This window comes from Acidilobus sp. 7A (assembly GCF_003431325.1).
In the GTDB taxonomy this organism is placed as follows: Archaea; Thermoproteota; Thermoprotei_A; order Sulfolobales; family Acidilobaceae; genus Acidilobus.
In genome coordinates, this window is the sequence record NZ_CP010515.1 from 102964 (window position 1) to 118685 (window position 15722).

The following is a 15722-nucleotide window of genomic DNA, read 5'->3' on the forward strand; positions in this document are numbered from 1 at the left end:
ACTTCTAAGGTAATGTTAAAGGCGTAGTAAGAGCGTTTTTGATCGGCTTTAGCTAAGACCTAATAATCCTTGTGTGAAAAGCCCTTGCTGACAGTTGACTTTTAATAGCATAAGGCCCCCTTGTAGTTGGGGAAGCCCATGAGGATAGCGTTGGTCTACCCGCTCTTCGAGGGGGTTGGTGGGTCTGAGAGGCTAACCCTCGACATGTACAGGGCTCTGAGAGATCTCGGCTACGAGGTTGACCTCTATACTGCCCACTTGAACGAGGGCGCCTGGCAGGTGCTGACGGATGGCATGGATGACATACCGAGGCCAACTGTTCTCAGGGAGCCGCCTATAAACAAGCTCTTCAACAGAGTGCTGATGCTCAGGGGACTCCTGACGGTATCATATCTGGGAAAGCACGCTAAAAATCTTAGACATCGCTATGACTTAATCATTGAGACTGAGAGCAACGTACCACTCAAATGGGCTGACGTCTCTTACGTGCACTTCCCGACTGTCGACATTCTGAAGTTCTATTTGGAGCACCAGCACAGGTTGCGCCTCTATGAGAGGGCCTACAACTCGCTTGTCATCTGGATGGCCAGGGCGCTCTCAGATGGCACTAGGCCCGTTATGACCAACAGCACCTGGACAGCTAATTACATAAGGGAGGCATATAGAAACCAGAGAATATACATTGTTCACCCCCCGGTTAACGTGGAGGAGCTGTCGTCAATAGGCGGCGACAGGGGCAGGATAGTTCTGACGGTGAGCAGAATGGACTTGGGCAAGAAGGTTACTGAGATCCCAGAGATTGCAAGGCTCGTGCCTGAGGCGGTGTTCTACCTGGTCGGCAGCACCAGCGTATACTCGGGGCCTGCGATCAGGGAGCTGAAGAGGAGGGCTGAGGGGCTGGGCAACTTCCACCTTGAGACCGACGTGCCAAGGAAAAGGATAATTGAGCTGATGTCCCAGGCCTCAATATACCTTCACCCTCCCTTCGCCGAGCACTTCGGGGTAGCGATTGCTGAGGCCGCTGCAGCAGGCCTTGTGCCAGTGGTCTACAGGGACGGGGGTGGGTGGACTGACATAGCCTCAAGGGTGGACCAGGGGCTTGGGTACACGAGCGTTGAGGAGGCTGCCCACATAGTCAGGTCGTTACTTAACGACGCTGAGAGGCTTAAGGCGCTCTCAACGAGGGCGAGGGAGGTGGCGAAGGGGTTCAGCTACGAAAGGTTCAAGATAAGGCTTAGCGAGGTAATTAGCTCCCTGAGCCCAGACCTCTCAGCTAAATAGCGTAATCAGCCTGTGCGAGGTTACAGTTAATCATAGGCCCTTCTATGAGCTTTTACTGCGCCCTCTGAGGATCTGGCATTGGAAGGCCGAGGAGGGACCAGGTCCTCGCCACGAGCCCTCTCAGGCTGGCTGGCGTCGCCTCAATGAGAGCTATGTAGTCGTCCGCCCTTAGAACCTTTAGAACCCTTAGCGAGGCTACCATGGCTATGCCGCCAAGGGCTATGTAGAGGGGCAGAAGGACTAAGCCAAAGCCTGTGGCAGCCTCAGCTGCAAGCGTGACCGCGAACGTTATAATGGCTGCCGAGATAGTCTTAGCGTACTCCCTAATGTCAATCTTCAGGAGGCCCAGCGACCTGGCCTTTGGGGCGGCCACGCCAAGGAAGCCAACAAGCCTCGCCAGGACATATGCGACAGCGGCGCCTGTAGCGAACCAACGCGCGATCAAAGGCGGGCTCAGCGCGGCTATGACGGCCGCAGACACTATGGCCTGGGTGCCAAGCGCCCTCGTGGCCTTCCTGGCCTGGAGGGCCTGGGTTATGGGCAGGTCGTAGTTCATGGCGGCGTGGCCCACCATGAGGACGGCGAAGGCCTCCCAGTCGTGGACGAAGGCTGGGCCGAGGAGGAACTGTATCAGGGGCCTGCCGAGGGCAGCTATGAGGAAGAAGGGGGGCACCGTGAGCACCGTGACGTACCTTATTGCGGCCGCGACAGCCTCTCCGCTTAGGGAGCCACCCTCCTCGAACTTAACGAAGACGGGGTAAATGGCACCTGAAAGGGTGTTGTAAACAATGTTCTGAAGCATGACGGAGCCTATCATTATGATCGAGTAGGAGCCCACCTCAGCTAGGCCTATGTACTTCAGGACGAAGAGCTTGTCGACGTTCTGAAACAGCGTCGCCATGAAGTAGCCTATGGCTATAGGGGCAGCAATAGAGAGGGCCGGAATCAGGGGGGCCTTGCTCCTGCCTCCGACTACAAAGTCCAAAGACCAATAGGTTCCTAAGGCTGCTGAGGCAGCGTCGCCAGCTACCCAGCCGGCTATTAGGCCTGCGGGGCCAAAGCCGGCAAAGAGGAGGGCAAGGCCCACGCTGTACCTAACTAATGCCCAGACGACCTGTGTAAGGCCCCACCTGCCGAACCTCGTGGAGGCCTGGAAGGCTACGTAGTAAACGTAGTTGTAGTAAGTATACGTTACTAGGTCAAGGGCCGTGAGCCTTAGCAGCCAGGCGTAGCGGGTCGTGCCATAATATAGCTCTGAGAGGGGCGATGCGAGGGCCCAGATGACCACGGCTGTGGCGACGCTAGAAACGAGAACTATCGCAAGGCCCCTAATGTATAGCCCCCTCGCCTCCTCAAGCCTGCCTGTCTGGTAGTAGCCTATGACGTACCTGCCTATGCCAAATATGGGCCACGTGAGAAGCGGCAGGAGCAGCGTGAAGAGGGTGCCAGCGGCTGCGTAGGCCCCAAGGCCTTTGAGGCTCAGGACCCTCACTATGATCAGGTAGAAGGCCGCCTGCAGGGCCAGGGTTACCGCGTAGCCGCTAAACAGCTTCGTGGCGCCGGCGAAGACCCTGGCCCTGTATGACGTACGGCTACTCCCACAGGCGATAGGCTATAGCGAGAATTAAAAAGACTTGAGGACCAGATCAAGGCGAGGGCTTTACTTTGTTTTAGGGTGCTGTTACCTCTTAACTTGCTACTAGGACTGTAAGACTTCTAACTCTTAGCTTTAGGTCCTGCCAGCTCCTTAATTACTTCATCAAGCCTCTCCTTAAACCTCTCGTAGCTGAACCCCTTGGCTACCTCCCTGGCCTTGGCCGATAGCTCCTTAAGCCTCCCAGGGTCGTTAAGCAGCGACCTTATTATTGATGCGGCCTCCTCAACGCTCGTGTACCCAAGCCCCTGGTCCACCCTTGAGGCTATGTCAGTCCACCCACCCCCGTCCCTGTAGACCACTGGCACAAGGCCTGCTGCAGCGGCCTCAGCAATCGCTACCCCGAAGTGCTCGGCGAAGGGAGGGTGAAGGTAAATTGAGGCCTGTGACATGAGCTCGAGGATCCTCCTCCTTGGCACGTCGGTCTCAAGGTGGAAGTTGTTTAGACCCTCAGCCCTCTCCTTGAGGACCTCTAGAACGGGCCCTGAGTCAAGTCTTGTAGATCCAACTAGGTAGAACTCGGCCTCAGGCACAAGCTTAGCCACCTCCGGGATCTCAGTAACATTCTTGCCCCAGTCTATTCTGCTCACAGTAAGAACTATCCTGCCCCTGTCGCCGCCTATTGACGACAGCTCCTCCACGTTAACCGGGGGGTGAACGACGTAGACCCTCTTGCTACCGTATGTCTCCCTTATGTACTTAGCTGACCAGGTGCTGTTGGTCATCACAGGCTTAGTGTAATCCGCGAGCGCCCTGGCCATCCAGATGACAAGCGAGTTGTAGGCCCTCTCATAGAGGCGCAACCTGTGCTGGTGCTCCAATAACTTCAGACTGTCGACAAGCGGGAAGTGCACGTAAGTGGCGTCTGCCCACCTGAACGGCACGCTAATCTGGGTCTCAATAACTAGGTCGTAGTGGGGCCTGAGCCTCTCAACGGGTTCCTCTAGGCGCCAAGCAGCTAAGAGCATCCTAAGTAGCTGCGCTTTGCGAAAAATCTTACTGATCATAGGTTCCCTGAGGATAATTGGCTCTGGAACATCACTCATGCCATTAGTTATTACATCCCAGGCTCTCTTATCAAAATAGGCCGTATAAAGATCAACGTCATGGCCTAGATCCTTCAAGGCTCTGCGCATCTCTAGGAGTAGCCTCTCAGCTCCTCCGGCGCTGAAGAACACCGCGTGGATCAGCGCTACCCTCACTGCCTCTTCCAGGGCTAAGGCGTCGGTCCTTATTTAAAAAAGGTAACGTCAATAAGCACGTCAAGTCTTTCGATTCATTAAGCCTGACGCATTTGAGCTCCGAGTTTAACTCAAGAGTTAAAGTAAGCGGCAACTTGAAGAGGCTTCTCCTTGAAATATCTTCTACTCTATAAGGCTTAACGCCTTCTACCTTATTGTCCTTGAGTCCCTCTCCCGCGACACGCTCATAGTTGCTTACAACATAATTATGAAGTTCGACTATGCAGAGACAAGGGCGGTGATAAGGGTCAGGTCCCTTGATATAAAGGGCCCTGTAAATGAGGCCTATGAGCTGCTCAGGGGCGGCGACTAGGATATGCTTGGCAGGGAAGGTATCGAGTCCTCAAAGGGGTTCCATGGGACGATGTGGCCAGGGCCAAGTAAAGGGCTTTGGAGGGGATAGCGAATGAAGGGTGACGAGGGCTGAGGAGGAAGGCATATAACTTTTAATAGCTAAAATAGCTGCTAGGCCTTCAGAGGGCGGGTTGACGGGTCAGCCTTACATCTCAGTCATAGTTACTGCCTACAACAGGAGGAGGTACCTGCCGTTCGCCCTGAGGAGCCTAGAGGCCCAGATGCTTCCGAGGGATAGGTTTGAAGTAATCGTGGTTAAGAACTTCGAGGACAAGGAGTCTGATGACATAATCTTAAGGAACGGCTGGAAGGAGGTATATAACAATGACCTCTATCAGGGCAGGATGGTCCTGGCGAGCCTTGAGGAGTCGAGGGGCGAGGTGATAGCCTTTCTTGACGATGACGACATGTATGTCAACAATAGACTTGAGGAGGTCTACAAGGCCTTCACTTCGTTTAAGCGCCTTGTATACTTCCAAAACTCGCAGACGTTAATTGACGAAAATGGTAATGTGCTTGAGAGGCCCCCGCCTTCTCCCCTTATATCTAAGAACCTTGTCGGAGGAAGCCCTATAGTTGTTGATGTTGATAGGCTGCGCGGGCTCGCCAAAAGATATAACGTGAGCGTTGCTGACCTGGTACTTAAAGTAAGGGCTGGGGCTGACTTCAACAGCAGCTCACTGGCAGTTAGGAGGCCCGTCTTAGAGCCTCATGTCCAGCTGCTAAAGAGGCTTCCGATAAGCATAGATAGCTTCGTGTTCGTTAGCTCAGTAAAGGCCGGAGGCCTCATGTACTTCACTGACGAAAAGCTGACGCTATACAGGGTTCACGGGGCCAGTTTCTCCGCCAACTTCTCCATGCAGCTCGGCGACGTCAGGGCCGCTGAGCTCAGGGCGGCCCTGGGCTACCTGAAGTTTGCGGTGGCCTACAGACTCATCAGTGAGGTGCTCGGGGACGACTGCAACTACTACGGCCTTCACTCCCTGTCGACCAGGGCCGGGCTTCAGATGCTGCTCAGGCTCGGCCCTCTGCCATCCTGCCTCATGGTAAGCCTAAGGGACCTGGCCAGGGCGCTCAGGTGCTACCTGAGAGGCCCGTGGAGCCTCGCGGAGTCCGGCCTGCTACCGGCGCTCGTCTCCTTCGCCCTGTACCCCCTGTTCTCCTCCCCCCTGGGCGGGGCGCTCTACAGGCTGGGCCAGTCTGTTTACAAGAGGGTTTACTACTCAAAGTACACCAAGCCCAGGCCAAGCTGGTGAGGGTCGTCAAGGTGGTTGAGAAGCCGAGGGAGCCCATAAGCGACCTGGCCCTTGTGGGCGTCTACGGCTTCACCAGGGCCTTATAAGTGTAGGCAGATGAACGCGGGAGAGTCAATAGTTGGGGTGAGAAGCTTGAACGCCGTAGAGGCTATAAACGACTATCTTCACTTCAACCTTTTCGAGGCTCAGAGCTGTAGGCCTCTTGAGGCAGCTGAAGAGCGCTAAATATGTTTGCTTCAAGTCATCAAAATAATGACAGCAAGTAAGGGCGTGCAGAGCGGCGGAGCACTTATATAAAGCTGACTAACTATATTACATTATTACATTTTAGCTTAAGATAATACGTACCGTTATTGACACCTTAAGCGCCTCGTCCTATATTAAGGAGAAGGAAGCATGTAAAGTTTATTAGCAACTTCTAGACCCTCGGCCATTAGGACAACATAAATTGGACCAGCCCTACATCTCGGTCATAGTTACTGCCTACAACAGGAGGAGGTACCTTCCGTTCGCGCTGAGGAGCCTTGAGGCCCAGACGCTTCCGAGGGACAAATTTGAGGTAGTTGTCGTCAAGAACTTCGAGGACAAGGAGTCTGACAGTATAATATCAAGGAACGGCTGGAAGGACGTCTATAATGATGACTCCTACCACGGCAGGATGGTCCTGGCGAGCCTTGAGGAGTCGAGGGGCGAGGTGATAGCCTTTCTTGACGATGACGACATGTATGTCAACAATAGACTTGAGGAGGTCTACAAGGCCTTCACTTCGTTTAAGCGCCTTGTATACTTCCAAAACTCGCAGACGTTAATTGACGAAAATGGTAATGTGCTTGAGAGGCCCCCGCCTTCTCCCCTTATATCTAAGAACCTTGTCGGAGGAAGCCCTATAGTTGTTGATGTTGATAGGCTGCGCGGGCTCGCCAAAAGATATAACGTGAGCGTTGCTGACCTGGTACTTAAAGTAAGGGCTGGGGCTGACTTCAACAGCAGCTCACTGGCAGTTAGGAGGCCGTCTTAGAGCCTCATGTCCAGCTGCTAAAGAGGCTTCCGATAAGCATAGATAGCTTCGTGTTCGTTAGCTCAGTAAAGGCCGGAGGCCTCATGTACTTCACTGACGAAAAGCTGACGCTATACAGGGTACATGGGGAGAACTGGTCCTACTACGCGGAAATAGCGAGAAGTGGAAGTAATGAAACACGCTTAAAGCGGGCCAGGCCTCTCATACAGGCAATCAAGACTTCTGGACTAATAGGTTCTATGCTACTCGATGGTAACATCAATAAATATCTATGTCTTGAGAGGCTAAATAGGGGAGCGCTACTACTTTTGCCGCTGCCGGAGCTTGGCACTCTGCCCCCGGAGCTGAGGCTGAGCCTGTCCGACGTTAAGTTGGCCCTAAGATGCTATAAGGTTGGAGCCGAGGACTTAGTTGATGTGGTCTTTGTCATGGGAAGCGCCCTTCTTAGCCCTCTCCTCGCATCGCCCAGAGGGAGGCTTGTCATAGGCAAGATAGTGGAGGGCATCGTCAAAGCCCTGACCACGAAAAGATCCCTAAAAAGAGAAAGAGAGAGTCTAAGATGAAAGCAGTTGAACAGAGACATGGTGAACGTCTCGTAGCTGGCCAATATCTGGCCAATACTTTGTCCCTGAGGCCCTCCAGAGCCTTAAGGACAGGGACGTAATAGATTTGGGCAAACATTGACGACTCGGCCATATACTTTTGCGCGTCACGACGCCAGGAGGTTCATAGCCCTTGGGCCGCTGCCAAACGCAGCCAGCTGCGCTGAGGAGAACGTCAACATTAGCGGCCTCGCTGACGTAGCCTTTGTAATGGGAAACGCCCTTCTCAGCCACCTCCCTGTGTCGCCTAAAGGGAGAAGTATTATAGGCAGACTTGCAGAGGGCGTTCGTAAGAGCCTGAGAAGGCAAAAATCCTAATAGAGGTAGTGAGCTTACAAGACAGCGTTAAGGTGAAGGCATTATACGTTTTAATCTTAGGTCATCCATGTTATACTGAGCTGAGTTGCTGAGCCCTGCCAAGGCTAAGGAGAAGGCCCTGAAGGCGCTATTCGCCAGGAAGCTTATAGAGAGGGGCTGGCTCAGCGCCCTCCTGGGCTACTTAGCTAAAAGGGACGAGCTGAAGGTTAGGCTGAAGTACATAGATGACGTAACGCTGCGGAGGACTGATTTCAAGGCGTTGGCCGCAAATGCGTATTACACCGCTAAGTGCTGTCCACAGCTGCCTACGGAGTTGGCTAAGGCGGCCGGCAGCCTCCTTAAGCCGCAGGAGGCCCTCTATTCACTGCTAACGGCCCTTTCATTGGCACCTTATGCGTGTAAGCTACAAAGGTTAGGCAAGAAGGTCTCAATTAACATAATTCCAGAGGGGGCAAGTCTAGAGGTTAACGGCATTTCTGTGGCCTTCAATTTCCATTGTGTAAGCTCCGCTTTCGCCGATGTTTTATAAAAGGCGACTACGAGGTCCCTGAGGTACTCTCAGGCCTCAAGGACAGGGACGTTATCGACGTGGGGGCTAACACAGGTGACACGGCCCTCTACTTCGTCCTCAACGGGGCAAGGAAGGTGATAGCCCTTGAGCCCCTGCCCAATGTGGCCAAGTGCGCAGAGGAGAACGCGAGGCTGAGCGGCGCTACCGACAAGGTAAATGTGATAAATGCAGCCCTTGGCGGTGGGCCTGTAAGTGTACCGTGCGACTATGACCTGTGGTCGTCTATTGGCTTCTCCACGCTCAGCACCAGTGGCCCCTGTAAGGTGCCAGGCGTCACTTTAAGTGACCTACTTGACATGATTGACGACCCATACCTGCTCAAGATGGACTGCGAGGGCTGCGAGGCCGAGGCTATACTTGGCCCCGAGAGGGAGAGGCTGAGGGCCTTTGAGCACATAATATTTGAGACGCATCCCTTCATCACTGGCGTCAGCAACGAGAAGCTACTTGCCTCACTTAAAGAGCTGGGGTTTGAGTGCAGGCTTCACATCACGCTTGAACCAAAGCTAGGTCAAAACATCTACCACTGTAAAACTTTAAGCTAAGACAGCCTAACAGAGCGTTCTGAAGATATGTGCTGCCATGAAGCTGAGCCAGGCCTCACAAACAATATGGTGTTGTCAGCCTCGATCCGCCTCTCAAGTCCCTGTAGTCGCTCTCCTAATAACTTAAAGCCCATAAGAGGGCCTTTACACAATACTATGTAACACAAGGCCTGCCTAGGCCCTCAGCCCCCTCAGCGCCTCCCCCAGCGCCTCTACGTCCTCCTCCCCGTTGGGGAAGTGGACAGAGGCCCTTATCCCCCAGACGCCCGCAGCACCCCTAGCCGGGACCATCACCTCCCTTGACCTCAGCCTCGTTGTAACAGCGTAGTTCTCCCTCAGGCCCCAGGGACCTTGAAGAGAACTGTACCGCTCGCCTTCCTGGCCTCCGGCGGCGACAGTACCTCAAGGCGCAGGTCCTCCAGCTCCTCGACCAGCGCCTTCCTGAGCCTCAGGACAACCTCCTCGGCCCTCTCAACCACAACCTCTTATCGGGGAGGCGCCGCCGCGCTCAAAAGGGCCCAGGGGAGCTCAACCGCTGTGAGCTGGAGATGCCTGCGTAGGCATAAACCCTAGCCCTTAACGGCCAGGCCCGCGCAGGGCCTTGATGACTTAGCTTCCCCCACAGCCCTCCGTTAATGCTCAGGGACATCCGTGAGCTGAAGGGCTGCGCGCCTGTGCGGCACAGGCTAGAGCGTTAGCTTAAGTGTAGCGGCCCTGCAGCGCCCTCAGGGCCCGCCTGCCATATAAAAGGACTGGGGGTCAGCGCCTGCCTGCAGGACGCACTAGGCAGCTAAGGGTCCTTCTGTATCTCCTGCACCCTCTTCCTTGCCTCCTCAAGCGCCATCGAGTCGCTCGGCTTCGTCGTCCTTGGGTCAAACGGGTACTGGCTCATGACAAGCTTGACGTCCCCCGTCTCAAGCTGAACGAACAGCTGGGGGAGCCACGCCATGCCGAGGTCGTCCTTATCCCCATACGATATGGCAAACACGTAGTCCTCCTTCCTGACCTCGAGCTCGACGTTCAGCTCCTTCGCTACCTGCTCCGCCAGGCTGCTCCAGCTCCTGTGCAGGGGGTGGAAGTCCTCCGTGTCAAGTATCACCTTAACTATTTTGCCCATCCCCTCTCGCCAGGCCCCAAGGCCCCCTCAGGGTTTTAAGTTGTACTTCCCTCCCCTTCAGCGCAAGGCGTTAAACCCGGGGAGGGAGGGGCAGAGGGGAGAACCACGCGCAGGTGGTGTCCGCAGTGAGGGCAGTCGTCTTTGAAAGGCACGGGGGCCCGGAGGTGCTTCACGAGGCAGAGCTTCCTGACCCAAGGCCTGCACCTGACGAGGTCGTCATAAGGGTCTCCCACACGTCCCTCAACAGGATAGACGCGCTTATCCGTAAAGGCTACCCTGGCATAAAGGTGAGGCTCCCCCACGTCCTGGGCTCAGACGTCTTCGGGGTCATAGAGGAGGTGGGAAACAACGTGACACACCTGAGGGAGGGGCAGGGGGTTATACTCTCGCCGGTCCACGGCTGCGGCCACTGCAATTACTGCCTCAGCGGCAGGGAGAACATGTGCAGGCTGTGGTCCATGCTCGGCTTCCACGAGGACGGCTCCTACGCTGAGCTTGTGAAGGCGCCTGCCAGGGTCGCCCTCCCGGCTTCCGGCAGCCCGGAGGAGTTAGGCGCCCTGCCGCTGTCCCTGCTGACCGCCTACAGGGCGCTCGTCAGCGTAGGCAACGTCTCAAGGGGGCAGGACGTGCTCATATGGGGGGCGACGGGCGGCCTCGGCACGATAGCTGTGCAGGTTGCGAAGGCTTACGGGGCCAGGGTGATAGCCACCACTCGCAGCGAGGAGAAGGAGTGGGTCCTCAAGCAGGCCGGGGCCGACCTCATAGTTAACACGAGCGAGGAGGACGCAGTCTCAAGGGTCATGGAGTTCACCGACGGCAAGGGTGCCGACCTTGTTATCGACTACGTGGTGGGCACGACCCTCGACAGAAGCCTTGAGGCCCTAGCCGGTGGGGGCACCATAGTGGTCTTCGGCTACCTGGGCGGCCCTGTCAAGGAGCTCAACTGGAACAGGTTCTACCTCAAGCACGCAAGGGTGGTGGGCACCCACACGGGCAGCCCGTGGGAGATGGAGAGGGCCCTCGAGCTCCACAGGCAGGGCCTGGTGAGGCCGATCATAACGAGGAGGATGGGGCTCTCGCAGGCGGCCGAGGCCCACAGGGTAATGGAGGAGGGCTCCCTCGTGGGCAAGCTGTCGATGAAGGTCGACCTGTAAAAGCGAAAGGCGGTAAGCCGCGAACCAGTGAGCCGCCCTGAGGGGCCCTCGCTCTTTAGGGTGGGGAGGAGGTCAGAGGGCGGCCCAGGCACCCATAGAGTAAGGGAACGGCGCCTAAGCGGGACGAGTCGAGGGCCTCCATGGCACCCCTTGCCTACGCCAGCGCCTTTATCATGAGTACGCCGTCCTCCCTGCCCGCGTAGTACCCAGGCAGCCTCGCCGCGGGCCTGTAACCCAGCTTAAGGTAGAGGGCCTGCGCCGCCCCGTTTGAGGCGCTGACCTCGAGCCTTATGACGACCGCCCCCTCCTCCCTGAGAAGCCTCTCGGCCTCAAGCATAAGGGCCGTCCCCACGCCCCTCCTCCTGTAGGCTTTCCTCACGGCGAGGGAGGCCACGTGCCCGACCCCCCTGCCCTCCATGTAGCCGATCACGTAGCCTACTATGATATCGCCCTCCTCTGCGACTATCGTGAAGGAGCCCCTGAGCGACATGAGGTACCTGAAGGTCTCAGCCGAGTACCTCTGCCCCGCAGGGAACGACTCCTCCTCCACCTCGAGGAGCTGCCTTAAGTCCCCGTCACTGTAGGGCCTCAGGCGCGCCACGGCCCTCTGCCCCAGCTGCGGCGCACTAAAGCGCTACTGCGCCTCCCTCCCCGAGGGCCTCCTCAGCAGCCCTGGGACGACGGCGTAGGCAGCGAGCGCAAGGCCAGCGAGGGAGAGCCCAAGGGCAGCGTAGGCGTACCTCTGCAGGGCCGCCTGCCTGCCCGAGAGCTCCTCCACCTGGCTGCCCGTGAACGTGGAGAGCCCCGTCACCCTCGCTGACAGCTCGCTGACGTTGCCCTCCAGCCAGGCGCCCAGCTGCATAACCCTGCCCTGCGTCCCGTTGACCTCAGCCCCCTGCAGCCTGAGCTCGCCGCTCAGCGAGCTGATGTTCTCCCTGATCACGCTGAGCTCTGCGCTCACACCCTCAAGGCCCTGAGACAGCGAGCTCACGCTTTCCTCCAGCCCCGACACGTTCCTGTAGACCCCCTCAAGGCTCTCGTTGACCTCCGCCGGGATCGCCTTGACGTAGCTCACGGCGCTCACGGCCTCGGAGTAGAGCTCCCTGGCGTACGCCACCGACGCGTTGACGGCGTAGCTGAGGCCCGTCAGGTTGGACCTGAGGGAGCTGGACAGCTGCCAGAGCGAGGTTAGGTTGTAGGCGATGTCCTCGACCTGCAGCTGCAGCGCGCCCACCTGCCCGCTTAGGCTGCTGAAGTCCCTGCCCAGCTCCGCCGAGAGGCCGCTTACGTTCCCCTCTAGCTCCTGCACGTAGTCAGCCAGCTGGGCCTCAAGCCTCGCCGCGACGACCTGCACGTAGTAGGGCTCCTCAACCACCACCCTTGAGCCCGGGCCCACAGACACGCTCGTCACGTTTGACTGCAGCAGGTAGACCGTGGAGTTGACCAGCACTAGGTTCAGCGCCGTGACCCCTACGAGGGTGACGTTTGACCTGACCAGCACCAGGGTGCCGTTGACCAGGGAGTCCACGACCTCGGCGGCGCTGTTCACCATGTAGTCCGTGCCGGCGAACACGTCGTCGTACAGCCCCCCGCTGAAGGTAACGTTGACGTCGTAGAAGTACGAGCTGACGGGCGAGAACTGGCCCTGGGCCAGGTCCCTGTCGCTGTAATATGTGACGGGGAGCTGGGTGACAGCTGCAGTAACCGGGGCGAGCACCTCCTCCTGCGACATGCCAGAGAGCACCACCTCCCATGAGGTCGGCGGGGCCCAGCCCCCGGCCAGGCTGCCGCTCCCGTTGGTCCACGGCAGCACTATGGTCGCCTCCCAGGCGCCGCTCGAAGAGTTGAAGGAAAGAGGCACCTGCACCTCCGAGAGGGGGCCGTAGAGCCCGGGGTACGCCGCAGGGAACGCGGTGACCGAGAAGGCCCCTGACCTCACGGGCGTGCCGTTGGGGTACGTTATAAGCGCCCTGACCTCAACCCCCTGCCCCTCCATAGAGTAGGCGGGCACGAGGAGCTCAGCGGCAAGGGGCTGGTCAACGTATATGAAGCCGTAGTACTGGCCGCTCACGTTGCCGAGCTCAACGGAGTCGTAGGAGGCAGTAACCTCAACGGCGTAGAGGCCCCTGCCCAGGAAGCCTGGCAGCCTGACGCAGCCCAGGTAGGCCCCAGCGCTGCTGTTGTAGAAGAGCTGCGCTGAGTAGATGTATGATAGCAGGCCGCTGTGGTTCGCAATTATGTAGACTGTCAGGTTGTCCCCGCGCTCCAGCCTGCCGGCAAGCCCTGGGTAGCCGTGGGCCTGCGCGGGCGCCCTTACCGTGGCCTCGACGTACATGCAGCCCCCGGGGGCGAAGGAGTAGCCCCCAATGACCTGCGGGTGGTAGCTCACGTTGAGCCCGAGGCCGACCTCTAGAGGGACGACGCCGTATGCTGGAGGCTTCGCCACGAGAGCCTCAAAGCCGGGAGAGCTGAGGCTGAGCGTTACAGTGCCGTTTGGCCCTACAAGGTAGCCCGCGACGGGCGCGTAGCTGTTGTTAAAGAACTCGTAGCGGTACAGCCCAAGGCTGAACCTCCCCGTGGCCGGGGTCCCGTTGAGCTCGGTGATGTTGTACTCGAGGGCCGTGGCGCCGAGGTAGGGCTCCCCAGGCGTCACGTTGAGGTCGCTCATGAAGTAGCCTATGAAGGCCTCGTACTCGTACGCCCCCCAGGTGTAGTTCGCGCACGCCCTCACCTCAATCATTGCGAGGCCTGAGGCGTTTGAGGGCACCCTGAGGGAGGCGCTCCACGCCCCGTCGCTGTACTCCATCGGTACGCCCTCGACCACCCCCTGCAGCGCAGTCTCAAGGTAGAGCATCGCGCAGCCGCTCGACACGGCGCGCCCCTGGTATGTGATCACAGCCTCAACGTGGACCTCCTGGCCGGGCAGCAGGTCAGGGCCCTGGGAGCTCAGGGAGGTCACGTTAACGAGTATCATGGGGGCCCTCGGCCCTATCACGGAGAGGAGCCTCTCGCCCCTCAGCCAGTAGGCCGCCTCGCCAGCGTTTATGGCGCCGAGGCCTGTGACGGCGTTGTAGCCGCTGCCCACCACCCACGGGAAGCTGTAGCCCAGGGAGGCCTGCATTAGGGCTGACCTGGTCGAGCTGCTGCAGCACCCTCCCCTGTACATCATGTAGAGCGCGGGGGCCGCGAGGCCGAGCCTGTGGCCCACGGCCTGCTCTATCACAGCCAGCTCCCCTGCAACTATGGAGGCGGCGACGCTGGTGCCGCCTGCGATCACCTCATGGCCGGAGGCGTTTATCACGGGGACCCCAGTCGCCGGGCTCGCGTCGGCCGAGACGTCGGGCACCTCCCTGCCGCCTACCTTCCCGGCGGCCAGGGCCTGCCACCACGGCATCGGCTCAACGCCGCTCGCGCCGCCAGCCGTGCCAGTGCTGCCTGTGGCCGACCAGGCCGCCAGGGAGGTGTAGTTCCCAAGGAAGGTCGTCAGCCCTCCCACGGAGAGCACCCAGGGCGACGACGCTGGGTACCCGAGGGCCCCCAGCGGCCCAAAGCTTGAGAGCCCCCCATTGTCCCCAGCCGCCGCGACGAAGGTGATGCCCTCGGCCGCCCCGAGAGCGTAGTATATGTCAGAGAGGTAGACGTTGTAGAAGAACCAGGAGTAGCCAGCGTAGCCGATCAGCCCCTCCGGGAAGTTGAAGGTCTGGAGGACCACGGCAGTCTCGTTAAGCTGGTCTACCTCAGCCACAGCGGCTGAGAGGGGGAGGCCGGGGTAAAGGGAGATGAGGACCAGGCCGGAGCCGGGGGCCACGGCGTGGACCACCTCAGCGTCCGCCTCCACCTCGTTGGACCAGCCCGTGTAGACGCCGAGGCTTGGGTTGTAGGGGCCCACGCTGGCAAAGGAGACCCTCGCAGGGGGGAGGTCGAAGGCCTCGTCGTAGTAGCCCAGGGCCTGCCCGAGGTACGGGTCGCCGTAGTATGCGATGATTCCCACCTGGACCCCTGAGCCCGTGACGCCTTCCTCGAGGAGGGGGGTGACGTTGTATGCCTCCTGCAGCTCCCTGGGGGTGAGGGGGGACGAGGGCCTCCCTATCAGCCCGTCAGGGCTCGGGCTCAGGTTTGACGAGAAGACGAGGCCGAGGCCCGGCACGTAAGCGGAGTAGACGTAGAAGGGCTGCCCATCATAGCTGCCGTAGACCGGGTACCCCCCGAAGGCCTGGGGAAGCTGGGAGGAGAGGCCCTCAAACACTATCAGGGAGCCCTCTATGACGCCCATCACCCTGAGGCCCCTTGACTCGAGGTAGCCCTCTGCCTGGGCCACCTGAGAGGGGGGAGGCAGCGCCTGGGAGAGGACGGACGAGTTCATGAAGTGGCCGTACAGAGGGGAGCCAGGGGTGCTGGCCTCCTCGGCGTAGAGGAAGACGAGGGGCAGGTCCCTGAGCGGCACGTAGAGGACCCCTATCACGGGCGTCCCCTGCGCTGACGTGGCCGGCAGCTCAGGCAGGGTCACAAGGACGAGGGCTATTGCTATGGCAGCGCCCAGGACGCGGCGAGCCTCCAAGCCCTGCACCGCTGCCCTGATGGGCTTGGAGCGTAATAAGGAGTTGAGTTAAG

Annotated in this window: 13 protein-coding genes; 7 read left to right on the plus strand and 6 right to left on the minus strand. The window is 58.6% G+C overall.

Annotation, left to right across the window (positions count from 1 at the left end):
- Positions 1-138: 138 nt before the first annotated feature.
- Positions 139-1281: a glycosyltransferase family 4 protein gene (locus tag SE86_RS00520; RefSeq protein WP_148666724.1), complete on the plus strand. Its 1143-nt coding sequence runs from the start codon at positions 139-141 to the stop codon at positions 1279-1281.
- Between the two features lie 52 nt (positions 1282-1333).
- Here the strand turns inward: SE86_RS00520 and SE86_RS00525 are convergent, their stop codons facing one another.
- Positions 1334-2890: an oligosaccharide flippase family protein gene (locus SE86_RS00525; RefSeq protein ID WP_117353801.1), complete on the minus strand. Its 1557-nt coding sequence runs from the start codon at positions 2888-2890 to the stop codon at positions 1334-1336.
- A 107-nt stretch (positions 2891-2997) separates the two neighbouring features.
- On the minus strand, positions 2998-4137 hold the full coding sequence (locus SE86_RS00530; RefSeq protein ID WP_117353804.1) for a glycosyltransferase family 4 protein: 1140 nt from the start codon (positions 4135-4137) through the stop codon (positions 2998-3000).
- Positions 4138-4661: 524 nt separating this feature from the next.
- Here SE86_RS00530 and SE86_RS00535 point away from each other — a divergent pair.
- The 5 genes from SE86_RS00535 (at position 4662) to SE86_RS00560 (ending at position 8840) form a co-directional block, all read left to right on the plus strand.
- Positions 4662-5786: a glycosyltransferase family A protein gene (locus tag SE86_RS00535; RefSeq protein WP_158543055.1), complete on the plus strand. Its 1125-nt coding sequence runs from the start codon at positions 4662-4664 to the stop codon at positions 5784-5786.
- A gap of 448 nt (positions 5787-6234) precedes the next feature.
- A complete protein-coding gene (locus SE86_RS00540; RefSeq protein WP_117353809.1) occupies positions 6235-6804 on the plus strand; it encodes a glycosyltransferase family A protein in 570 nt (189 codons plus the stop codon).
- 83 nt (positions 6805-6887) lie between these two features.
- Positions 6888-7367, plus strand: coding sequence for a hypothetical protein (locus SE86_RS00545; protein ID WP_148666725.1), 480 nt, complete (start codon positions 6888-6890; stop codon positions 7365-7367).
- 442 nt (positions 7368-7809) lie between these two features.
- The gene (locus SE86_RS00555; RefSeq protein WP_117353815.1) at positions 7810-8253 is read left to right on the plus strand and encodes a hypothetical protein; all 444 of its coding nucleotides are present in this window, start codon (positions 7810-7812) and stop codon (positions 8251-8253) included.
- Complete coding sequence (locus SE86_RS00560; RefSeq protein WP_117353817.1) at positions 8220-8840, plus strand: FkbM family methyltransferase; 621 nt, start codon at positions 8220-8222, stop codon at positions 8838-8840. The genes SE86_RS00555 and SE86_RS00560 overlap by 34 nt, the downstream gene beginning before the upstream one ends.
- A gap of 335 nt (positions 8841-9175) precedes the next feature.
- Here SE86_RS00560 and SE86_RS07950 read toward each other — a convergent pair whose 3' ends face one another.
- Together SE86_RS07950 and SE86_RS00565 are read right to left on the minus strand one after the other, a co-directional pair.
- On the minus strand, positions 9176-9319 hold the full coding sequence (locus SE86_RS07950) for a hypothetical protein (protein WP_158543056.1): 144 nt from the start codon (positions 9317-9319) through the stop codon (positions 9176-9178).
- A 311-nt stretch (positions 9320-9630) separates the two neighbouring features.
- Positions 9631-9957, minus strand: coding sequence for a hypothetical protein (locus SE86_RS00565; protein ID WP_117353819.1), 327 nt, complete (start codon positions 9955-9957; stop codon positions 9631-9633).
- A 125-nt stretch (positions 9958-10082) separates the two neighbouring features.
- On the opposite strand from SE86_RS00565, the gene SE86_RS00570 reads away from it, so the two are divergent.
- Positions 10083-11111 (plus strand): zinc-binding dehydrogenase, encoded by a 1029-nt coding sequence (locus tag SE86_RS00570; protein ID WP_211096599.1) that lies wholly within the window; start codon positions 10083-10085, stop codon positions 11109-11111.
- A gap of 154 nt (positions 11112-11265) precedes the next feature.
- On the opposite strand, the gene SE86_RS00575 is transcribed toward SE86_RS00570, so the two are convergent.
- Together SE86_RS00575 and SE86_RS00580 are read right to left on the minus strand one after the other, a co-directional pair.
- Positions 11266-11712 carry a GNAT family N-acetyltransferase gene (locus SE86_RS00575; RefSeq protein WP_158543058.1) on the minus strand — a complete coding sequence of 149 codons (447 nt, stop codon included), beginning with the start codon at positions 11710-11712 and terminating at the stop codon, positions 11266-11268.
- A gap of 33 nt (positions 11713-11745) precedes the next feature.
- Positions 11746-15669, minus strand: coding sequence for a protease pro-enzyme activation domain-containing protein (locus SE86_RS00580; protein ID WP_117353825.1), 3924 nt, complete (start codon positions 15667-15669; stop codon positions 11746-11748).
- Positions 15670-15722: the final 53 nt, after the last annotated feature.

Coding starts and splice junctions, on each gene's coding strand:
- SE86_RS00520 (WP_148666724.1), top strand. CDS start 139: ATGAGGATAGCGTTGGTCTACCCGCTCTTCGAGGGGGTTGGTGGGTCT.
- SE86_RS00545 (WP_148666725.1), top strand. CDS start 6,888: ATGTACTTCACTGACGAAAAGCTGACGCTATACAGGGTACATGGGGAG.
- SE86_RS00565 (WP_117353819.1), bottom strand. CDS start 9,957: ATGGGCAAAATAGTTAAGGTGATACTTGACACGGAGGACTTCCACCCC.